Below are 19572 nucleotides of genomic sequence, written 5' to 3' on the forward strand. Positions count from 1 at the left end.
TTATCGATGCCATTCCCCGTCACATACATAAGGGGAATATTCTTCCCTGCCAGCTCGTTGGCGAGGCGCGCGCTCTCTGCCCAGGCTTCCGCCTCGTCTAACTCTGCCGCCGCCTCCCGGAAGTTGGAGATAAAGGTACGATCTATGTCGGTGGCAAGCAATACGGTGGAGAGTCCCTTTTCCTTGCGCTCACGGTTTTTATCCCGAAAAACGGCGTTCACATAGACGTCATTTTCTCCCCCCTCCCTGTTCTCACCTTCAAAAATCTGCCCCTCAAACACGCTGCCCTCCTTAGTGGAATTACCGCCGCACCATAGTTTTATGCGCCAGCTTTTTTTCAACTGCCTCTGCTAGCAGGTCTTTATATTCCATTTCACTTGGCTCAAGTTTAAGCGCCTTCTTAAAGGATGACTCGGCCTTGGCATATTGCCGCATAGCCATGTAGGCCATGCCTAGGTTCGCATGACGGGAAGCGTTCAGGTCATCTAAGTGCACTGCCTGCTCAAAGTTGCGGATGGCATCGGCAAATTTGTCTTGGTGATACAGTACGAGGCCAAGGTTATTCAGCACGTATCCGTTTTGCGGGTCGGTTTTTAAAGCTTGGCGAAAGGCAGCTTCTGCGTCTTCCCAGTCATCGCCGTTCTCCAAGTAAATGACACCCAAGCGGCTATACGCCTTGCTACACTTTGGGTCTTTGGAAGCCACCTGCAGGTAGAGCTGCTCGGCTGCCTTCATTTCTCCCTTGCGGAAGTGGATGTCCGCCTCGGACAACAACTTGTCCAACTCAGGGTCACCAGTGGCCGGTTCCTGCTTCTCCTCACTCATCATAGGTTCCATGGGGAAAAGGTCGGGAGCGGAAGAAGAGGGTGAAGTTGGACGCTTGCGAGCTAAAAGCCCAGAGGACATTTTAATGGCCTTTCTCCCAACCCGGCCTTCTTTTTTAGGAAAGCGCGCCGTCAATTTGCGCCAGTCCACCAAAAGGATGACTAGCACGAGCGAGAGTAAGAAAATAATTTTTATCGTCATGACTGAAAAGCATCGAGAATTACATCTGACTGCAGCGTAGCATGGAGGAGCGGTGCGTAATAGAGGAACTTGCGGGCCAAGTGCGGGGAATCAAAGGCACTCAAGGTCTGATAAAAGCGGATAAGCCGCTCTTCGGATAACTCACCACCACCCACATTCTGTAGGCTCACGCGGGAGCGTACTGTGGCCAGCATGCGGTCTGTCTCACCAAAAAGGACAAAGTGAACACCCATAGGCGGCTCTTCCAGGAGCTTAAGAAGGGCGTTGGCAACCTCACGCGAGAGCTTGTCGGCTTGAGGGATGGCAATGTACTTTGCACCTCCTACAGCCTGCTGCCCCGAAAAAGACCGGATAGCCCGGATATCTTTTACCCCAGGAGCCTTCCCCCACTCTTCAAAGGAAAAACAATCGCTTGGGTGTGCGCCCTCGGTGCATGCTTTCCACAAAGAATCCCACTGTCCCTCGGGAGCAATGAGAAAGGTGCTGCGCGCCTGAACTGGAGACATGGCTTGCATAGTTTCATGCTAGCGCACTATGAGGAGGGGCGCCACGTATGGTACATATGAGGTACATAGATATGGATACCCAAGCCCCATCCGGACCAAAACCCGATTTCAAGGACATCACCCTTTTTGACCAGGAAACTGGTGAGCCCTTTATCTTCACGGCCAAGGAACAAGAGTTTTTCTGGCGCCAAGGCTTTACCCACGTCCCTAAGCGCAGCCCAGAACGCCGACGTGAACTTCGGGAAAAGCGAGCTAAAGGGAAACCCCTCTTCAATGTGACCTGCAAGGTATGCGGGAAGGTAGGGAAAATCCTCACTGAACCTCATGACCCCCGCGATATTTACTGTGAAACCTGTTTTGCAGAAACCTGGGGAGAGTATTTGGATGCCCACCCTGAGGTGAAAGCCATTCATGACAAGGCAGAACAAGAAGCCGCAGCCCTGACCGAGCAGTTTGAACAGCAGGGAGACATCTCCTAATAAAAAACTGCACCATCTCTGGTGCAGTTTGAACTGTAAGCCCAACCTAGGAAGGACGGTGCCGGCTAAAGTTTTTTTAGTAGGTAATGCCGCTTACACCACTTCTCCCGTATCTTCCTAAAACGACGTGCTGCGGCAATCTCGTCGCCCCTCTCCAGGGCGTCCACTGCTTCGTCGTACCATTTCTGAACCTGGAGAACGGTGCGCTCATCGCACATGCCCTTTATCTGCTCAACCCTCTCCGCCGAGGCCGTCCTTACACTAGGAAGGATTGCGGTGCTGATGACCTCCCAAAGCCGGCATCCAGCCAGGTAGTCGTTCTGGTAATGAACCGAATCAAAGCTACTACCCAAGAAAGACCTGAGGGGAGGAAGGAGGTGGGAAGGTATCTCAATCTTGGACTGGATAAGATTTATCCGTCTCTGCAATGAATCAAATTCGTCCCGGGTGGGATCCGTATCCGTATCCAATAGGTGACTCCTCGCATCCTTTTAAGATGCGCGAGAAATATAGCACACGGTGTCGCACCCAGCAAGATGCACACCCATCATAAAAAAGGAGGCGCCCACTAGTGGCGCCTCAAGACGATTATCCCAAGAATTCGTTTGGGATATAGATTGGCGTCGGCGTCTTCTGGCCATCGCCAGTAACTTCCACGACTACCGTTCCGGTGTTGTTTTTCATCGTATTCCTCCTTTGGTTTTTTGATGACTAAGTCCTTAATACCAAAAAAATACTCCCCAGACAACCGGAAGTACTTGCAGGAGCCATTTATGAAAAACTATTTTATTCGCGTGAAGGGCTAGGCAAAAGCGAGGAACGGAGCGAGGTGTACCGAGGTACATCGAGCGAGTACCGGAGGTTTTAACGCAGCAGTTCACCGAAGAAAAGAGTTTTTTAAACAAAAAAGCCGGTCGTGAGACCGGCTTATCCCTTAGCGTACTTGGAAAAGCTTACTAAGGTCTGCGGGCTTCCCCTTCTCAATAACGCCATACTTAACCAACGTACGACGAAAACGGGTGGACATTTTTACGCCACCAATCTTCTGAACGTTTGGCTGAACCATGCGCTTGGTCTTGTGCATGGACTTTGGAACGTTATTTGCGCTGTGGGGAACTTTCCCTGTGAATACACACTTCGGCATTGGATTTCCGTGTTCGTTCTGTGCTAGTCTTTCGGTACTTTACCAGATCATGTGCTGACGGTCAATCATGACATTTCTCGAACTGCTCCGTACATCACCGTTTGAAGCCCTTATCTTCCTTTTCTCCCTTGTCGTGGCCATTACGGTACATGAGTTTGCACATGCCTGGAGCGCGGATAAATTGGGTGATGACACACCCCGGCTCATGGGCCGTGTTACCCTCAATCCCCTCTCACACCTGGACCCAATTGGCAGCCTTGCCTTTATCTTGGTGGGATTTGGCTGGGGACGCCCCGTACTCTACAACCCACTCCGCCTTCTTCGCCGCTCTGATGAGCTGCTCATTGCCCTGGCAGGTCCCGCTAGCAACCTGCTCCTGGCCATCCTTTTCAATATCCTCATCTATGTGCAAACGCACTACGGCGTGCACATCTTTAGTACAGAGATCCTACAGGCCGCATCGTACATCAACGTCCTCTTGGCTGCGTTCAACATGCTTCCCATCCCCCCACTTGATGGCTCCGCCATCGTTGCCTACTTCTGGCCTGAGTACCGCTCCATGATGGGCGGGCAGGTAGGCCTTATTGTTCTCCTCGTTATCATTTTCAGCGGCGTGCTAGGCCTCGTTATCTCCCCGGTAATCCAGGTCTTCTCCCAGCTCACGCACCTTTTCGGGATATTGCTATAGAAAAAGGACTGCCAACCTGGCAGCCCTTAAAGGGAAAAACTTAACGCAGTCTTACCACTTTTTCCCAACCGGGTGCACGGCGGTGAGTTCTTGCTCAACGTAGTTGTCGAGAGGAGACATTACGTCCACCTCAGCGGAAGACCGGTTAGGATCCCACTCAATTTCTCGCCAGCCGTACGTTTCACTGTCCACAACGGCGACTAGGAACTTGCAGCCCTTGTCTGCCAAAAGCTCCTGGCCCTTCTCGTCGCCGGAAAGTGCGTGGAACATTTGGTTGGCAAAATAGCGGGCCTCAAACTCAGCCTGCATCACATCGGCGTGAAAACCAGACTTTGAGCAGAAGGTCGTCGCCAAAAGGAGAATGCCCTGGTCACGTGAGGTGCGGCCGCTTTCCCAGTTGGCATTAAGGATGCCCCCTGCGATAGCGATGTGCCCGGTTGGGTAGTCCCCGTAAGGACCAATGGCCAGTGCACTGTTCACATGGAAACCGAGGCCGTGGGCCGCTGTCCCGTACGAGAGAACGATCTCCTGGTGGTCTAGCTGCTCGATGGCGGCGTGCGCTTCTTTGCGCTTCTCCTGGTATTTCAGGTTTTCTGCCACAAAGAATGCCAGCTCCTCAATGAAGACCTGCCTTAGTGAGGGGTAAACCCCCCGCAGAACGTCTTGACGCTGGTCATCGGCCATATCAACCATGGAGCTGGCGGTGACCTGGTTAGCCAAGTCGTCACCTACGAAAACGAGGTCGTGGGTATCCGTTTCCAGACCCACAATAATGGTTGCAACCGACTTCTCGTCTTCCCAGAGCTGGGCAAGACGCTGGTTCTGCCAGTTCATGTTACGCACGGACTTTTCAGCGTCATATCCAAAAGCCTTGCAGCCCAAATGAGGGTTGGACTTGGAGAAATGGAACGATGAAATGACCAGGGCGTTGCGGTTGTCCACAACCGCCGCTTTGTATACGGCACTTTTGATATCGCGTCCGAAGAGCGGCCGGCCTGGATCGAGAGGACCTGGAGTTGGGTACTCTGTCCACGAGCCAAACGGCATGTTCATGCTTGATCCAAGCATGTGGCGACCATCCATACAGCGGGTCAAAAAGACACGTACCTTTCGTGATCGAAGGTACCGCTCGCGGTCAATCGCGTTTTTTCGAAAAATGTCACGACGGAAATCGAGCACAGCCCGTCCGTACGCTACAGCAGTTGGAAAATCCTTTGGGTTTGGAATTGGTCGCACTCGTTGCTCCCCTAACTATGTTTTTACTGCCCTTTTTAGAGGCAAGACCTACAATTACCCCGCTTTAACCTGGCAGTCAAGTGCTTGCGCAGTATGGGTGATATCAGCCATAACAAAAATATCCCCGTCACCAAGTTATCCGTACACGCTATTTATGGAAGAACTGGTCCCCCACCTTTTGCAAGGCGCTACCCATGCCGCTCCCCTTTTACTAGGTACCCTGCTAGTGCATGACTCCCCCGAGGGACGCACCTCTGGACGCATTGTTGAGGTTGAAGCGTACCACCAGGGCGACCCCGCCTCGCACACCTTTCGCGGCCAGACACCGCGGAACGCCTCCATGTTTAAAAGTGCGGGTCACCTTTACGTGTACTTCACGTACGGCATGCACTGGTGCGCCAACATTGTGGCCGGCAAGGAAGGCAGTGGGGAAGGCATTCTCATCCGGGCGTTGGAACCCTTGGACGGGATCCTTCTCATGCAAGAGCGGCGAGGCACGGAGAAACTCACCCTCCTCTGCTCAGGTCCGGCACGGGCAGCCCAAGCCATGGGCATTAGCAAAATTCACGACGGAACATGGTTGGGTAACGGACCACTCAGGTTGGAAGGGGTGCCAAATAGCCAACCATACTTGTCAGGGCCACGCATTGGCATCAGCCAAGGAGCACATGAACCTCTCCGCTTTTGGCTCCCCAATTCACCCCACCTCTCCCGGCGCTAGGAAGGTATTTCTTGTTTTTGGCCACTAGAATTTATTGCCCTGAGGTGTTACTCTGAATTTTGCAAATAGTAATCGGCCCGCGCCCCGGACCGAATTTTCGTTTAAACGATACATGTCAGTCCTCATCTCTATCGCCGCTGAACCTGTATTCCACCTCGGCCACCTCACCGTGACCAACAGCATGCTCACTGCTGCCGGCGTTAGTCTTTTCCTTGTCATCGTTGCGCTGCTCGTCCGCCTTTCTCTCCGGAAAATCCCTAAGACCGGCCAGAGCATCTTTGAACTCATCTACGGCTTCCTTGTAGATTCAGCGGAAAGTGTGACCGGTAACCGCAATGTAGCCCGCGACCTCTTCCCCTTTGTTGTCACGGCTTTCATTTTTATTGTCGCCTCAAACTGGTTTGGGCTTATCCCCGGAGTAGGCAGCATTGGTGTACATGCACTGCACCATGGCGAAGAAGTGCTGGTACCTATTGTCAGGGCCCCCACCTCAGACCTCAACACCGTACTGGCCCTAGCGCTCTGCAGCGTACTGTACGTCCAGTACCTGGCTATTAAGTACCGTGGCGTGAAAAGCTACGTTGGCACCTTCATCAACTTCTCCAGCCCCATCAATTTCTTTGTGGGTATCCTGGAGCTCCTCTCAGAGATCCTCCGCGTCATCTCCTACTCCTTCCGTCTCTTTGGGAACGTATTCGCCGGTGAGGTACTCATTGCCATCCTCCTCTTCCTTACCGCCACCCTCGCCCCCATTCTCCCTATCTTGCCGCTCCCCTTTTACGCCCTTGAACTCTTTGTGGGTGCGGTGCAGGGTATTGTCTTTTGCTTCCTTACGATTGTCTTTGCTGGAATTGCCACCGCCGATCACGGGGGTCATGGCGATTCACACGCAGAGCCAGCCGTGAGTAAGTAAGAATATAAGTCTTAGGAATTTCTTTATGGAACCAGAAGTCGCACGTTTACTAGCATCCGCCTTTGCCATTGCTGCAGGCGTATTTGGGCCAGCTATCGCCATCGGTATGATTGGTAGCAAGGGCCTCGATTCTATTGGGCGCAACCCAGAAACCGAGAACGCAGTCCGCAACACCATGGTTCTTGCCATCGTATTCGCTGAGTCCTTGGCTATCTTCGCCCTCGTTATCGCGCTTATCATCAAGTTCGTCTAATCACATGGAAGCCCTCGGTATCGATCTTAAAACGCTCATCTTCCAGCTCATCAACTTTTTGGTGCTGCTTGTTTTGCTAACCAAGCTTCTCCACAAGCCTCTCAAAAAGCTCATGGAAGACCGGGAGCGGGAGATTGCCGAAGGGCTTGAGAATGCCGCCAAGGCAAAACTCCAACTTGAGGAAGCAGAAGTGGAGCGGGAGAAACTCCTTGCGAAAGCGGACAAAGAAGGCCGCGCCCTCATTGACGAGGTGAAAAAGCAAGCTTCAGAACTTGAACAGAAGCTTTCAGCAGAGGCTCAGGCCAATGCCGAAAAACTCTTGGCACGCACTCGGAATGAAATCCAAGCCGAGCGTGAGCAACTCAAAAGCGAATTGAAGGGTGAGTTGGCCACTATGGTGGTTAGCGCCACCGAAAAGGTACTTGCCTCGCCAATTCCTGACAAAGAGAAGCGCCAGCAGATGAAAGAACTTGTGAACGAGGTACAGTCATGAGCCAGAAAACCGTCCGTACTATCTCCGAAAGTTTTTTGGCCTACCTCACCGAGGAAGGACTAACCGACCTTCTTCCTGAGATTGCCGAGAGCCTAACTAGGGAAGCTGACCGCCGCCAAGTGATCACCATCATGAGCGCCGCCCCCCTCCCAGAAGGCGAGAAGTCCGACCTTAAGAAAACCCTTACTGCAAAGTGGGGTGAGCACGCCGTGGAATTTACCGTAGACGAGTCTCTTCTCTCCGGCATGATTATTGCCTACCGTGATCAGGTCATCGACATGTCTGGTCGCTCCGCCCTTAACGACTTGAGTCAGAAGCTCTCCTAAACCTTATGCCTGATACATCACTTATTACAGACCTCAAGGAGAAGCTTGGTTCTTGGAAACCTGCGCACCAGGAAGCCACAGTGGGAACCGTCGAGCGCATTGCTGATGGCATCGCCACCATTAGCGGCCTCCCCCACACCCAAGCAAGCGAGCTCCTCCATATCCAGACCCCAACTGGTCCCGTTGCGGCCATGGCCTTGAACCTGGAAGAAAAGCGGATCGGCGCCATCATCCTTGGTGACTACTTAAAGGTAGAAGCCGGTATGCGCGTACTTGGTACCGGTGAAGTTGCCACCGTCCCTGCCGGCAAAGAGCTGGTTGGACGCGTAGTGAACGCACTCGGTGAACCAATCGACGGCGCTGGGCCCCTCAAGACTAAGGAGCGCCGCCCCGTAGAACGCATTGCCCCCGGCGTTATTACACGCAAGAGCGTGCACGAACCACTCCAGACCGGAATCATGTCCATCGATGCCATGATCCCAATTGGCCGTGGACAGCGCGAGCTGATCATTGGTGACCGTGGTACCGGAAAGACGGCTATCGCCATCGACACCATCATCAACCAGAAAGACAGTGGCATCATTTGTATCTACGTGGCCATTGGCCAGAAGGAATCAAAGATTGCCCGCCTTCGCGCGGAGCTGGAGAGCAAAGACGCCATGGGTCATACCATTATCGTCTCTGCCGGTGCCTCCGACCCTGCCTCCATGCAGTTCCTTGCCCCATATGCCGGCTGTGCCATGGGTGAGTGGTTTATGGAAAACGGCCAGCACGCTTTGGTTATTTACGATGATCTCTCCAAGCACGCCGTTGCCTACCGCGAAATCTCCCTCTTGCTCCGCCGTCCTGCCGGACGCGAAGCCTACCCAGGTGACGTATTCTACCTTCACTCTCGCCTCCTAGAGCGTGCCGCCAAACTGAACGATGATTTAGGTGCCGGCTCCCTTACCGCCCTGCCAATCATTGAGACCCAGGCTGGTGACGTTGCGGCGTACATTCCGACCAACGTTATTTCCATTACTGACGGTCAGATTTACCTGGAAAACGACTTGTTCTACCAGGGTATCCGCCCAGCCGTTAACGTTGGTATCTCCGTATCCCGCGTAGGTGGTTCTGCCCAGGTAAAGACCATGCGCAAAGTATCTGGACGCCTCCGCCTGGAGCTTGCCCAGTACCGTGAGCTGGCTGCCTTTGCCCAGTTTGGCTCAGACCTAGACGCTGCCACCAAGGCCCAGGTTGAACGTGGAAAGCGCCTTACCGAGCTCCTAAAGCAGCCTCAGTTCAACCCGCTCCCTGTTGGTGAACAGGTTGCCCTCATTTACGCCGGGACAAACGACTTGCTCGATGAACTTCAGCCAGAAGAAGTAGGTCCTTTCGTGGCCTTTACCCGTGACGAGCTTCCTACCCGTTACGCCAAGCTGCTTCAGGAACTCTCAACTGCCAAGTCTCTCGAAGAGAAGACCGAGGCCACACTCAAAGAGACCATGCAAAAAGTAGTAACCGCTTTCAAGAAGAAATAGCATGGCATCCACTAGGGAACTACGTCACCACATCCGGTCTGTCCGCTCCACCCGCCAAATTACCAAGGCGATGGAAATGGTTGCGGCGTCCAAGCTACGCCGGGCAACCGATTCGGCCACTGCAAGCCGGCCATATGCCCTTCGTATTGCGGAGGCACTGCGTGACGCCCTTATTACCCCAGATAACCAGTCTATCCACCCCCTTCTCGTACCTAGGCCGGTGAAAAAGACGGTGTTAGTGGTCATCTCTTCAGACCGCGGCCTAGCCGGCGCCTACAACACCGGCATCATTAAAGCTGCCTTGGAATTCATCACTACGGAAAAAGCAGCTGGCCGGACAGTGGACTGCATTACCTTTGGCCGCAAAGCAGAGCAGGCACTTGCCCGCCTTGGCATCCCCATTGTCCAAAGTTACGAGCACAGTGGCAGCCACCCCGTAGCCCAAGACGTACTTCCCCTTGCCGGCTCCCTTGCTGACTACTATACAGATGGCACCTACGACCAAGTGATGGTGCTCAACACCCACTTTGTCTCTGCTTTTAAGCAGGAACCACGGGTCACCCACTTTTTGCCGCTTACCCATGAAGAGTTTGAGATCACCACGGCTGGCGATGCCCACTTTGTGGCACGGGAGAAAGGCGCGGAACAACGCCACGAGCACATGTTCCTCTACGAACCTGGACCCGAAGCGCTGCTCAGTGCACTCATCCCCCGCTACCTAGAGACCCTGCTCTTCCAACATCTCCAAGAGGCACTCGCCTCAGAGCATGCCGCCCGGCGGATGGCCATGCACAGTGCCACCGACAACGCGAGCGATATCATAGAAAGCCTTCAACTCACTTACAACAGCGTCCGACAGAGCAGCATTACCCAGGAACTTGCAGAAATTACCTCCGGAGCAGTATCACTTCAAACTGACTAACCATGGCTACTAAAACGAAAACCCAAACAACATCTGAGGGAGAGATCTCCCAGATTATCGGTGCGGTTATCGACGTTCGCTTCCAAGGCACGGTCCTTCCTGCTGTTCTTGAGGCGCTTACCGTCACCCACAAGGATGGATCCGAAATTATCCTGGAGGTATCCAGCCACCTGGACCACCAATCCGTTCGCACCATTGCCCTTTCCAGTACCGACGGCCTTCGCCGCGGCGACAAGGTTGTGGCAAGCGGCGCCCCAATCAGCACTCCCGTTGGTGAAGCCGTGCTTGGCCGCATGTTGAATGTGACTGGCGCGCCTATCGACAACAAAGGCGAGGTAAAGACGGACATCCGCTACCCTATCCACCGCCCTGCGCCAGACTTTACCGAACTTACTACCACTACCGAGATCTTTGAGACTGGTATTAAGGTATTGGACCTTATCGCCCCTATTCCAAAAGGTGGAAAAGTTGGCCTCTTTGGTGGTGCCGGTGTAGGAAAGACCGTTCTCATTCAGGAGCTTATCCGCAACATTGCCGCAGAGCATGGCGGGTACTCCGTATTTGCCGGCGTAGGTGAGCGTACCCGTGAAGGGAACGACCTCTACCACGAAATGAAGGACTCTGGCGTTTTGGATAAGACCGCCCTGGTTTTTGGCCAGATGAACGAACCGCCGGGCGCCCGCGCCCGTGTGGCCCTTACCGGTCTCGCCATGGCTGAGTACTTCCGCGACCAAGGCAAGGACCTCTTGCTCTTTATCGACAACATCTTCCGCTTTACCCAGGCAGGCTCTGAGGTATCCGCCCTCCTTGGCCGCATGCCATCTGCCGTTGGGTACCAGCCAACCCTGGCTTCTGAGATGGGTAACCTTCAGGAGCGTATTACGTCTACCAAGACCGGTTCCATTACCTCTGTGCAGGCCGTGTATGTGCCAGCAGACGACCTTACGGACCCAGCCCCCGCCACTACCTTTGCCCACCTGGACTCTACCGTGGTGCTTTCCCGTGCGCTGTCTGAGATTGGTATTTACCCTGCCGTAGACCCGTTGGATTCCACCTCTACCATCTTGGACCCCCGTATTGTGGGCCAAGAGCACTACGATGTGGCCCGTGGCGTACAGAACATCCTCCAGCGCTATAAGGATTTGCAGGATATTATCGCTATCCTTGGTATGGAAGAGCTTTCTGAAGAAGACAAGATTACCGTTGCCCGCGCCCGCCGCATCCAACGCTTCCTTTCCCAGCCGTTCAACGTGGCAGAGGTATTCACCGGTATCCCTGGTGCCTACGTTTCCCTCAAGGACACCGTCCGCTCGTTTAAGGAAATTTTGGATGGTAAGCACGACGATAAGTCAGAGCAAGCATTCTACCTTAAGGGAACTATCGACGAAGTTAAGTAGTCTTTTGCACACCTATGCTCACCGTTGAAATCATCAGTCCCGAAAAGGCCATCCACCGGACAACCGGCGTGGAGGTCATTTTGCCGACTACCGCCGGTGAGCTTGGTATCCGTACCGGGCACCTTCCCCTCTTGGCCCAGCTGAAAAGCGGGACGGTGGTAGTGAAGAAGGAAAATGGCAAAGATGAGATTCTGGCCACCTTCGGCGGCATCGTAGAGGTCTTTGAGAATACCGTGTACCTTATGGTGGACTCCGCAGAACTTGCTGATGACCTGGATGAGCTTAAGGTTCAGGAAGCCATCCACCGGGCTGAGGAGCTGAAGGCTGAGGCTAAGAATACAGGAGACCTCAAGACCGCTTCCGCCATGCTTGCCAAGAACTTTACGCGCCTTAAAGCCGTACGGCGCTTCAAGCACCATGGCCACCATGCCCGGCCTATAAAGGACGAGGAAAAACCAAACTAAACGATTTGAAAAAAGAGGCCCAGGGGGGCCTCTTTTGGTGAGGATAGCTACTCCCTAATGGGAGGATGTGGATTCCCGGAGTTGACTGAGTTTCTGCATGATGAGATAGGGGGGAACCTGGCACTCTTCACACCATCGGGATATTTCGTCCAATTCATTGTCTTGCTCGGCGCCAATTACCTCGGCAAACTGCCATGGTGATGACTCCCTGAACCTTTTTGAGGCTCGGAAACGGCCTTCATACCTCATGGCTGCGCATACGCAGTCACGGATCAGCCCAATAAGCGTCGTGCCAGGCGTTACAACCCAGGGGGCTCCTGGATAGTCCCAGAAAATACCCAGCAAGGCTTGCACTCTAGGTGACCAGATACTTCCTGCGCGCCACATGGAGCCACATACCCCTGCGAGACGCTGCCCCTCTTCAGAACAATCCTCCAGGGCAACCATGTAGAAGGCTACAGTGAGTTCGCCCGGAAAACTGGTCGCTTGTTTTTCGTGAAGTAACTCTCGATATTCATATTGTGTTTTCGCCAATGTCCAACTCCTTTACACGTCCTTTAGCAAACCAAAAAAGGCACCTTTCTACAAGTGCCTATGCCCCGAAGAGGAGGGCCTTCAGTGCTGCCGTATGTTCAGGTGGGGCGGTGTAGTCTTCACTGGCGTTCAAGCTGGAGAGGTCGATAAGCCCCGCTACCACCAAGGGGGCAAGGTCCCGGGCTGCTTCACGGATATCCCCGCCGGCACGGACTATCTCCGGCAAAAGTTCTAGCCACTCCTCCGCATCCCCCTTAGTCACCGGGTAAGCAAACTCAATGGCATCGGTGAGCGGCACCATACGGGATAGGTAGTCCACTGCCTCCATAACATACCGGTTTGGCTCAATGGGCGGCAGGACAGCTGGCACAAAATGAGCGCGTGGACGGACCTTAATGCGTGGTGTCGCATTCGCCAATTCCTTAACGGGAATGTTTTCTTTCTTACAAAAAGCACGGACCTGTGCCGCAAGCTTGCTATCCCCAATAGTAAAATGACGGACAACCTCGGGTTTTTTGCCGGCAATTTCAGCCAAGGCATCATTCAGGGTTGGATACTCATCCGCCCCCATGTATTTCACAACGAACCCTTTCACAAGCAAGCGTTCACGCACGGCCTGCAGGGCTGCACGGTGAAAAATGGCTATGCCCGGCTCCACCTCACGGCGAAACAAGCGACTATCTTCCAAAAGGTAGATAACGCTGTGGCGGGGTTGGCGGACAACGTCGCCAAAGAGCTGGTGTGAAAAAAGAAGGAAAGCCTGCATGTAGCTGTTAGTGTATAGAATTCCTTGGTTTATGCCAGTGCAATTTCATTCCCCTCGCACACCACGAAGCCATCCTTGGCGAGGCCGGCCAGTGCCTCATTGAGACGCTCAGGAGCCTGCCCAGTTTCCTCCAGGAGCTCCACAACTGTTGTACGCGGGTGCTTTGTCACAAATCGGACTACCTGCCCCCGTAGCTGCCTCAGAGAGCCTGTGAAGGTACTCTGTTTTGTGTAGTGTTTGCTCCTGCGGTTGGCGTTGGGGTATTTCTTGGCCAGCCACGAACCGTAATCCATGAGGGCGTAGTACCACTCCCGCGGGTTATCCATGTCCACTGCTTCTTGGATGAGCGGAAAAAGGTCAGCATCGGGCACACCCTCCTTATCTGCAAAAAAGTGGTGAAGAAAGGCTCTCCGTATATTGGTTTCAATCATGACCACAGGCTGGTTAAAAGCAAAAGCCCTGACTGCACCTGCAGTGTAGGGACCAATACCCGGCAAAGCCCTAAGCTCATCCTCCCCTACGGGCATCTGGCCACCATGCTTCTCTACCACTTGCTCCGCCATCCGCTTGGCATTCAAGGCGCGGCGGTTATAGCCAAGTCCCTGCCAGAGCTGCAGCAATGTCTTGGTATCAACAGAAGCAAGCGCTTGCCAGGTGGGCAGAGCGCTTAAAAATGCTTCGTACTTTGGGACAACCCGGTCGGTTTGCGTCTGCTGGAGCATGAGCTCCGAGATGGCAACGGCGTAAGGATCGGCAGTTTCGCGCCATGGGAAAGAACGGCCGTTTTCCCGGTAGTGATTGAGGACGGTCAGGCGAAAATCTTGGACCGTCTCCATGGGCTAGCGACGCTTGCGGACGCTGCGGGGACCAGTAAAGCCGGACGGTGCAGAAATATTCGTAAATGAAATTTCAGGCTCCTCGTTGCGACTACGATCTCCACGCCCACCAAAGCGGTCACGGCCGCCACGGGAGCGCCCGCCACGGTCTCCGCCAGAGCGGAAAACATCGCTCATAACCGTATCGGTACGGTCAGAACGCGGAATGCTGATGCGGATAAGGCGCTCAATAGCCTTCACCTCTTTCCCCTGGTCTGGGGTAGCGAAGGAAATGGCATGCCCACCCTTGCCGGCGCGGCCGGTACGGCCAATGCGGTGCACGTAGTCTTCGGCATTTTCCGGAAGGTCATAGTTCAGCACAAGGCTGATATCCTTTACGTCGATACCGCGGGCAGCAATGTCCGTAGCAACCAAAATGCGCACGCGGCCATTCTTAAAGTCAGCCAAGGCCTGGCGACGCTCCTGAAGGGTACGCTCGGAGTGAATTTCTTCAGCCCGGTGACCAACGGTGTTGATGTGCTTGGCAAGCGTGCTGGCACCGCCCTTGGTGCGGGTAAAGATGAGGATAGGCCCCATCTTATACTCACGGAGAACGGACTCAAGGATGTCGATTTTTTGCCCACTCGGGACAACTACCAACTCTTGGCTCACCATATCGGCAGTACTTCCGGCTGGGGCAACTTCTACCCGGACAGGGTCCTTCTGGTACTTCTGTGCAAGCTTCACAATGGAAGCTGGCATAGTGGCCGAGAAAAGGAGGGTCTGTCGGTCTTCTGGAACCTGCTCCATGACGGACTCAATCTGAGGGGCAAAGCCCATGTCCAACATGCGGTCCGCTTCATCCAGCACTACAACGTTAACCTTTGAAAGGTCAATTTTCTTGCGGCGGATAATATCGTTAAGACGACCTGGGGTGCACACGAAAATATCTGGCTGTCCCAGTTTCAGCATGCGGAGCTGGCGGTACATAAGTTCACCACCAACAAAGATACCCATCTTCAAGTTGAGGGCCCGGGTAATGCGGGAAAGGTTTTCCGCTACCTGAAAAGCCAACTCGCGTGTGGGAACCATAATGAGGGCATTTCCACCCTGCAACATGAGTCGCTGGGCCAACGGAATGCCAAAAGCCATAGTTTTACCTGTACCGGTCTGTGCGATGCCGGTAACATCATTCCCTATTGCCACAAGCGGGATTGCATCGCGCTGAATGGGAGTAGGGTTGATCAGTTTGTAATGATCGAGGCTGCGCAGAATTTGCGGAGCGATGCCTAGGTCGTGGAAGGTAACATCAACACGACTGACATCTGGGGCAGGAGCTACGCTCCCTGCAGATGACTGTTGTAACATATCGGATTATACATATGGTGCGCCCGATGACTCGAGATCTGGTGGGGCACCAACTGGCGCGCGTGAGAGTCGAATCATGCTGCCCCTTTGGGACAGCGCACTTTGATACATCAAACCTACCAGAAATATGCCGCAAATACAATGAACTAAGGCAGGTCGCTGCGGACAAAAACGCGGCGGAATACTTTGGTAGCCTTCCAGAACGGCAAAATGGTGAGGAAGAAGCGGTAGTCGGCTGCTTTGCGCATGCAGTAGGCAAGCAAGCCGAAGACGCGGACATCCCCCCAAAGCACTGCGGCCCAGTGGCGGCCAGCAGGAATGGCATAGATAGGCTTTTGAGAGACATACTTAGGCACCCGCGTCTTACCAAGCACTTTCTTGGTGATGTACTTGGCGATATAGGTGCCATCTTTGCTGGCGGTCTGTGCCATGCCAGAGTTGGCAGTACTTGCCGCGTCACCAATAACGTACACATTGGTATGACCCTTGGCGCGAAGGTAATCATCCACCATCACACGGCCACGTTTGTCATATTCAAAGCCTTCTACCTTGGCATAGAGCGCATTTGGCTTAACTCCTGCCGTCCAGACCACTGTCTTAGTCTTAAAGGACATGTCCTTTAAGAAAAGTTCTTCCACTTCTTGCTTGGTAACAGTGCGGTTCACATAGATGTTCACGCCAATGCCGTGCAAGTAAGTTTCAACGCGGCGGGAAATATCTTCCGGCATCATAATGAGAAGGCGCGGCATGGCCTCAATCAAGCTCACGGTAATGAAGGAAGGGTCAAAGCCCTTCTTTTTGGCCAAGTGCCTGGCATAACTTGCCAGCTCACCCGCCAACTCTACGCCGGTTGGGCCACCGCCTACGATAATGAAGTGGGCTGCGGCCACTTTTTGCTCCGGGGCAGCGTCTACAACGGGAGTAAGGACAGAGGCCAAGTGGGCTTTAAGCCGCTCTGCCTCGCTTACCGATTTGAACCCATAGGAAAGCTCAGGGAGGCCAGGGATATTGAAGTAACCTGTCTCACTTCCTAGCGCCATGACCAAGCTGTCGTACTCGTAAGGCGAGCCCAGGCCGCCATAGACCAACTTGCCTGCAAGGTCGATTTTGACCACCTTGTCGTTAATGATGTCTACTGGCTTGTTCCGGAAGATCTCACTGTAAGGAATGGCCACCTGTGCAGGCGAGTACCCCGTAACTACACGGTAGAGTGTTGGGTAGTATTCAAAATGCGGCCGGTCACTGATAAGCGTGACAGAAACATTGTCCCCACCCATTTTGACCAGATCCAAGGCAGCGCGGACGCCACCAAACCCACCTCCCACAATTACCACTCGATGTTTTGTGCGTGCGCGTGCCATAAGTTCTTATTTGCTTCCCTTTAGTATACGGGAAGCAGGAAGCTCTAGCCAAACACTACCCATGCCACACCCACCAACATGACTATGCATGCAATGGTTTTCCGCAGCATGTAGTGCTCGTGGAACATCCCCCCGCCCACAATGGTTGTCACTAGAGAAGAGAGCTTCACTACCGCCAGCACCTTTACGACGTATGCCCCCGCCAAGGCCAAACTAAGCGCCGCACCGTTGGTGGTGTTGAGGAGGGAAATCCAGAAAAATGCCCCTTTATGCCTTGGGATGTGTTTGCGCATTGCCTTGAAACCGCCGCGACGAAAGTGGATGTAGAGCAAGAAGTACATCGCCGCAAAAATCCGCATCAGTACCAAATAGTGATACGGAAGGATGCCAAGGCGGGTAAAGGTGTACCGGCCCATCACGGAGGCAATAGGATAAAGCAGTAGGGCCACAGCCAGGTAGTGCAGGTCACGACATTGGATGAGGCGCTGACAAGGATAGAGCCAACTTTGTCCCGGCTTCAACTGCAGGCAATAACCCCCAAAAACAAGGAGGAAGATTCCCACCCATTGCCCCCTACCCAAGGTCTCCCCTAACGTCAGTGCAGCAATAATTGCCACAAAGGCCGGCGTAATAGTGGACATGGGTGCAAACAGGCTGATCTCCATGTGCTTCATGGAGCGGGTTGCCAGGAAAAAGGCGGTGGACATGACGAGGGAGCAGAGCATGATCCATGCCAATACGGGCAGGGTCAGCTTTGACCAGTCCACAATCCAAAGGAAGGGCAACACTATACACCCGGAAAGGACCATGACAATGGCCGAAAAAAGACCGGGGTCTTCCCGGCGTAGCACACCTTTCTCGATAATAGCTTCCGCCGATACCGTAACAGCAGCGACTGACGCAAATGCGGCCCAGATCATTAGCTTTAGTGTACGTCCCCCACCGGCAAAAAGAAAACGACCACCAGGTGGTGGTCGCTTGCAATGGGATTCAGAGCCGCTTCTTACGAAGCATACCCTTGAACAGGCTGGGAAGTTCTACGAACGCACGAATCACACCTTTCGAAAATGGCGGGAGATGCTCTGCTGGCATCTCTTGAAAAGCCGGAGTGCGGGGTGCAATCGTCGGTAGCGGTAACTCCTTACTGCCTGATTCCTCATGAGGCTCCTTGCCGCTCACATCTGAGCGGTCATAGTCACAGTGGCCAATCCACTGGCCAACTAGACTCATTTTGAGAGTGCCGTGGTCAGCATCGAGGCTACTGGGAAGTGTGTCGGGGGCGGTGCGTGCCGGTTTGTCAGTGCTCATCCTTACGTCCCTCCTGGACAAAGTAGGATACGACTGGTTATACCAGGTTTCTCTTTACGCTTCAATGCACCCTTGACGGAGAAAAGTTTGGGGCGTATTACCAGGTCACACCCTTATTAACTTTAAGGATTTTCCATGGCCCAAAGCTCCCACCCCGGTGAACATACTGCCCTCTGGATTGCATCTACAACCGTCCCTTCCTACCCAGAACTCCAGGAAGATATAACGGTAGATGTTGCCGTACTTGGCGCAGGCATTGTGGGCGTACTTACTGCATACCTCCTCAAAAAAGAAGGTAGGAAAGTTGCCCTTATTGAATCTCATCGCGCGCTCCATGGGGTGACCGGCAACACCACGGCAAAGCTCACGGCCTCACATGGCCTCATCTACAGTCACCTTGTACCTAAGTTCGGTGAAAAATTAGCCGCCCTCTACGCCAAGGCAAACATGGGCGCCATTGAGTGGGTAGAAGGAATGAGCAAGGAAATCCCTTGTGATTTTAAACGGGAAGACCTGTTCCTCTATGCGGAAAGTGACAAAGAACTGAAAGACCTGGAGAAAGAACTGGAGGCCTCGCACGCCTGTGGACTGACCACTATCCTAGAGGAAGATCTGGACACCAATTTTCCCACCAAAGGTGCCCTCCGCTTCCCTAACCAAGCAGAGTTCCATCCCCTCAAGTTCCTCATCCCCCTTTTGGAAAAAATCCCTGGAAGCGGCAGTGCGGTTTTTGAACATACCCGTGCCTTAGAAGTAAAAGAAGGCAGTCCCTGCAAAGTTACTACGGACAAAGGCGTCATTACCGCTAAGGATGTTGTAGTTGCCACACATTTCCCAATTTTTGACCCAGCGTTTTATTACACGCGACTTGACCCCTTCCGCGACTATGCGCTGGCCGTTTCCCTCAACGAGCCCGTACCAAAGCCAATGTACGTAGGTGTTAGCGACAGTTCTTACACCCTCCGGACCCAACCGAGTAAGAAAGGCGACCTCCTCATTATTGGCGGTGGCAGCCACAAGGTTGGCGAAGGTGGTGACACCAAGGAAAAGTACCAAGAGCTGGAGGACTTTGCCCGCAAGCACTTTAAGGTTAAGGAGGTAGCCTACTCCTGGTCTACCCAAGACAACCAGACCCTGGACAAGGTCCCCTATATTGGGCGGATCAGCGCCCGCAGCAAGCGTGTCTTTGTGGCTACCGGCTTCAATGGCTGGGGCATGGCCCATGGCGTGGTAGCCGCCCAGCTGAACACCGACCTTATTTGCGGCCGCAAGAATGAGTTTGCAGACCTTTACGCCCCCACCCGCTTCAAACCAGTGACAAGCGCACCCCAA

The 19572-nt window shown here is 53.7% G+C and carries 24 protein-coding genes; 12 read left to right on the forward strand and 12 right to left on the reverse strand.

What is annotated here, in order from left to right; genetic code table 11:
- The 3 genes from VLA04_06440 to VLA04_06450 all read right to left on the reverse strand — a co-directional run.
- The coding region (locus tag VLA04_06440; GenBank protein HSI21292.1) for a hypothetical protein at nucleotides 1-281 on the reverse strand (281 nt) is incomplete at its 3' end.
- A gap of 19 nt (nucleotides 282-300) precedes the next feature.
- Nucleotides 301-1026 carry a tetratricopeptide repeat protein gene (locus VLA04_06445; protein HSI21293.1) on the reverse strand — a complete coding sequence of 242 codons (726 nt, stop codon included), beginning with the start codon at nucleotides 1024-1026 and terminating at the stop codon, nucleotides 301-303.
- A complete protein-coding gene (locus VLA04_06450; protein ID HSI21294.1) occupies nucleotides 1023-1541 on the reverse strand; it encodes a hypothetical protein in 519 nt (172 codons plus the stop codon). The genes VLA04_06445 and VLA04_06450 overlap by 4 nt, the downstream gene beginning before the upstream one ends.
- A gap of 62 nt (nucleotides 1542-1603) precedes the next feature.
- On the opposite strand from VLA04_06450, the gene VLA04_06455 reads away from it, so the two are divergent.
- Complete coding sequence (locus tag VLA04_06455) at nucleotides 1604-2011, forward strand: zinc-ribbon domain containing protein (protein HSI21295.1); 408 nt, start codon at nucleotides 1604-1606, stop codon at nucleotides 2009-2011.
- A gap of 65 nt (nucleotides 2012-2076) precedes the next feature.
- On the opposite strand, the gene VLA04_06460 is transcribed toward VLA04_06455, so the two are convergent.
- Together VLA04_06460 and VLA04_06465 are read right to left on the reverse strand one after the other, a co-directional pair.
- Complete coding sequence (locus tag VLA04_06460; protein ID HSI21296.1) at nucleotides 2077-2481, reverse strand: hypothetical protein; 405 nt, start codon at nucleotides 2479-2481, stop codon at nucleotides 2077-2079.
- Between the two features lie 464 nt (nucleotides 2482-2945).
- Nucleotides 2946-3155 carry a L28 family ribosomal protein gene (locus VLA04_06465; GenBank protein HSI21297.1) on the reverse strand — a complete coding sequence of 70 codons (210 nt, stop codon included), beginning with the start codon at nucleotides 3153-3155 and terminating at the stop codon, nucleotides 2946-2948.
- A 67-nt stretch (nucleotides 3156-3222) separates the two neighbouring features.
- On the opposite strand from VLA04_06465, the gene VLA04_06470 reads away from it, so the two are divergent.
- Nucleotides 3223-3843 carry a site-2 protease family protein gene (locus tag VLA04_06470; GenBank protein HSI21298.1) on the forward strand — a complete coding sequence of 207 codons (621 nt, stop codon included), beginning with the start codon at nucleotides 3223-3225 and terminating at the stop codon, nucleotides 3841-3843.
- 51 nt (nucleotides 3844-3894) lie between these two features.
- Here VLA04_06470 and VLA04_06475 read toward each other — a convergent pair whose 3' ends face one another.
- Nucleotides 3895-4911 (reverse strand): hypothetical protein, encoded by a 1017-nt coding sequence (locus VLA04_06475; protein ID HSI21299.1) that lies wholly within the window; start codon nucleotides 4909-4911, stop codon nucleotides 3895-3897.
- Nucleotides 4912-5233: 322 nt separating this feature from the next.
- Here VLA04_06475 and VLA04_06480 point away from each other — a divergent pair, with 322 nt between their 5' ends.
- From VLA04_06480 to atpC, 9 genes are all read left to right on the forward strand, one after another.
- Complete coding sequence (locus VLA04_06480; GenBank protein ID HSI21300.1) at nucleotides 5234-5800, forward strand: DNA-3-methyladenine glycosylase; 567 nt, start codon at nucleotides 5234-5236, stop codon at nucleotides 5798-5800.
- Nucleotides 5801-5912: 112 nt separating this feature from the next.
- A complete protein-coding gene (gene atpB / locus VLA04_06485; protein ID HSI21301.1) occupies nucleotides 5913-6713 on the forward strand; it encodes a F0F1 ATP synthase subunit A in 801 nt (266 codons plus the stop codon).
- A gap of 25 nt (nucleotides 6714-6738) precedes the next feature.
- Nucleotides 6739-6966, forward strand: a complete 228-nt coding sequence (gene atpE / locus VLA04_06490) for an ATP synthase F0 subunit C (GenBank protein ID HSI21302.1) — start codon at nucleotides 6739-6741, stop codon at nucleotides 6964-6966.
- Between the two features lie 4 nt (nucleotides 6967-6970).
- On the forward strand, nucleotides 6971-7459 hold the full coding sequence (gene atpF / locus VLA04_06495; protein HSI21303.1) for a F0F1 ATP synthase subunit B: 489 nt from the start codon (nucleotides 6971-6973) through the stop codon (nucleotides 7457-7459).
- The gene (locus tag VLA04_06500; protein ID HSI21304.1) at nucleotides 7456-7785 is read left to right on the forward strand and encodes a F0F1 ATP synthase subunit delta; all 330 of its coding nucleotides are present in this window, start codon (nucleotides 7456-7458) and stop codon (nucleotides 7783-7785) included. The genes atpF and VLA04_06500 overlap by 4 nt, the downstream gene beginning before the upstream one ends.
- 5 nt (nucleotides 7786-7790) lie before the next feature.
- Nucleotides 7791-9305 carry a F0F1 ATP synthase subunit alpha gene (atpA, locus tag VLA04_06505; GenBank protein HSI21305.1) on the forward strand — a complete coding sequence of 505 codons (1515 nt, stop codon included), beginning with the start codon at nucleotides 7791-7793 and terminating at the stop codon, nucleotides 9303-9305.
- 1 nt (nucleotide 9306) lies between these two features.
- Entirely contained in the window at nucleotides 9307-10227 is a 921-nt protein-coding gene (atpG, locus tag VLA04_06510; GenBank protein ID HSI21306.1) for an ATP synthase F1 subunit gamma, read from the forward strand.
- A gap of 2 nt (nucleotides 10228-10229) precedes the next feature.
- On the forward strand, nucleotides 10230-11624 hold the full coding sequence (gene atpD / locus VLA04_06515; protein ID HSI21307.1) for a F0F1 ATP synthase subunit beta: 1395 nt from the start codon (nucleotides 10230-10232) through the stop codon (nucleotides 11622-11624).
- 14 nt (nucleotides 11625-11638) lie between these two features.
- Nucleotides 11639-12088, forward strand: a complete 450-nt coding sequence (gene atpC / locus VLA04_06520) for an ATP synthase F1 subunit epsilon (protein ID HSI21308.1) — start codon at nucleotides 11639-11641, stop codon at nucleotides 12086-12088.
- Nucleotides 12089-12680: 592 nt separating this feature from the next.
- Here atpC and VLA04_06525 read toward each other — a convergent pair.
- From VLA04_06525 to VLA04_06550, 6 genes are all read right to left on the reverse strand, one after another.
- Nucleotides 12681-13388, reverse strand: coding sequence for a cryptochrome/photolyase family protein (locus VLA04_06525; protein HSI21309.1), 708 nt, complete (start codon nucleotides 13386-13388; stop codon nucleotides 12681-12683).
- A 29-nt stretch (nucleotides 13389-13417) separates the two neighbouring features.
- Nucleotides 13418-14224, reverse strand: coding sequence for an A/G-specific adenine glycosylase (locus VLA04_06530; GenBank protein HSI21310.1), 807 nt, complete (start codon nucleotides 14222-14224; stop codon nucleotides 13418-13420).
- Nucleotides 14225-14227: 3 nt separating this feature from the next.
- On the reverse strand, nucleotides 14228-15571 hold the full coding sequence (locus VLA04_06535; GenBank protein HSI21311.1) for a DEAD/DEAH box helicase: 1344 nt from the start codon (nucleotides 15569-15571) through the stop codon (nucleotides 14228-14230).
- 146 nt (nucleotides 15572-15717) lie between these two features.
- A complete protein-coding gene (locus VLA04_06540) occupies nucleotides 15718-16932 on the reverse strand; it encodes an NAD(P)/FAD-dependent oxidoreductase (GenBank protein ID HSI21312.1) in 1215 nt (404 codons plus the stop codon).
- A gap of 44 nt (nucleotides 16933-16976) precedes the next feature.
- On the reverse strand, nucleotides 16977-17852 hold the full coding sequence (locus VLA04_06545) for a DMT family transporter (GenBank protein ID HSI21313.1): 876 nt from the start codon (nucleotides 17850-17852) through the stop codon (nucleotides 16977-16979).
- A gap of 70 nt (nucleotides 17853-17922) precedes the next feature.
- Nucleotides 17923-18240 (reverse strand): hypothetical protein, encoded by a 318-nt coding sequence (locus tag VLA04_06550; protein HSI21314.1) that lies wholly within the window; start codon nucleotides 18238-18240, stop codon nucleotides 17923-17925.
- 135 nt (nucleotides 18241-18375) lie between these two features.
- Here VLA04_06550 and VLA04_06555 point away from each other — a divergent pair.
- Nucleotides 18376-19572: FAD-binding oxidoreductase (locus VLA04_06555; protein ID HSI21315.1), on the forward strand; the 1197-nt coding region annotated here is incomplete at its 3' end.

Source organism: Verrucomicrobiia bacterium (genome assembly GCA_035460805.1).
Taxonomy (GTDB): Bacteria; Patescibacteriota; UBA1384; order CAILIB01; family CAILIB01; genus DATHWI01.

Coding starts and splice junctions, on each gene's coding strand:
- VLA04_06445 (HSI21293.1), bottom strand. CDS start 1,026: ATGACGATAAAAATTATTTTCTTACTCTCGCTCGTGCTAGTCATCCTT.
- VLA04_06450 (HSI21294.1), bottom strand. CDS start 1,541: ATGCAAGCCATGTCTCCAGTTCAGGCGCGCAGCACCTTTCTCATTGCT.
- VLA04_06455 (HSI21295.1), top strand. CDS start 1,604: ATGGATACCCAAGCCCCATCCGGACCAAAACCCGATTTCAAGGACATC.
- VLA04_06465 (HSI21297.1), bottom strand. CDS start 3,155: ATGCCGAAGTGTGTATTCACAGGGAAAGTTCCCCACAGCGCAAATAAC.
- VLA04_06470 (HSI21298.1), top strand. CDS start 3,223: ATGACATTTCTCGAACTGCTCCGTACATCACCGTTTGAAGCCCTTATC.
- VLA04_06475 (HSI21299.1), bottom strand. CDS start 4,911: ATGCTTGGATCAAGCATGAACATGCCGTTTGGCTCGTGGACAGAGTAC.
- VLA04_06480 (HSI21300.1), top strand. CDS start 5,234: ATGGAAGAACTGGTCCCCCACCTTTTGCAAGGCGCTACCCATGCCGCT.
- atpB (HSI21301.1), top strand. CDS start 5,913: ATGTCAGTCCTCATCTCTATCGCCGCTGAACCTGTATTCCACCTCGGC.
- atpE (HSI21302.1), top strand. CDS start 6,739: ATGGAACCAGAAGTCGCACGTTTACTAGCATCCGCCTTTGCCATTGCT.
- atpF (HSI21303.1), top strand. CDS start 6,971: ATGGAAGCCCTCGGTATCGATCTTAAAACGCTCATCTTCCAGCTCATC.
- VLA04_06500 (HSI21304.1), top strand. CDS start 7,456: ATGAGCCAGAAAACCGTCCGTACTATCTCCGAAAGTTTTTTGGCCTAC.
- atpA (HSI21305.1), top strand. CDS start 7,791: ATGCCTGATACATCACTTATTACAGACCTCAAGGAGAAGCTTGGTTCT.
- atpG (HSI21306.1), top strand. CDS start 9,307: ATGGCATCCACTAGGGAACTACGTCACCACATCCGGTCTGTCCGCTCC.
- atpD (HSI21307.1), top strand. CDS start 10,230: ATGGCTACTAAAACGAAAACCCAAACAACATCTGAGGGAGAGATCTCC.
- atpC (HSI21308.1), top strand. CDS start 11,639: ATGCTCACCGTTGAAATCATCAGTCCCGAAAAGGCCATCCACCGGACA.
- VLA04_06525 (HSI21309.1), bottom strand. CDS start 13,388: ATGCAGGCTTTCCTTCTTTTTTCACACCAGCTCTTTGGCGACGTTGTC.
- VLA04_06530 (HSI21310.1), bottom strand. CDS start 14,224: ATGGAGACGGTCCAAGATTTTCGCCTGACCGTCCTCAATCACTACCGG.
- VLA04_06535 (HSI21311.1), bottom strand. CDS start 15,571: ATGTTACAACAGTCATCTGCAGGGAGCGTAGCTCCTGCCCCAGATGTC.
- VLA04_06540 (HSI21312.1), bottom strand. CDS start 16,932: ATGGCACGCGCACGCACAAAACATCGAGTGGTAATTGTGGGAGGTGGG.
- VLA04_06545 (HSI21313.1), bottom strand. CDS start 17,852: ATGATCTGGGCCGCATTTGCGTCAGTCGCTGCTGTTACGGTATCGGCG.
- VLA04_06550 (HSI21314.1), bottom strand. CDS start 18,240: ATGAGCACTGACAAACCGGCACGCACCGCCCCCGACACACTTCCCAGT.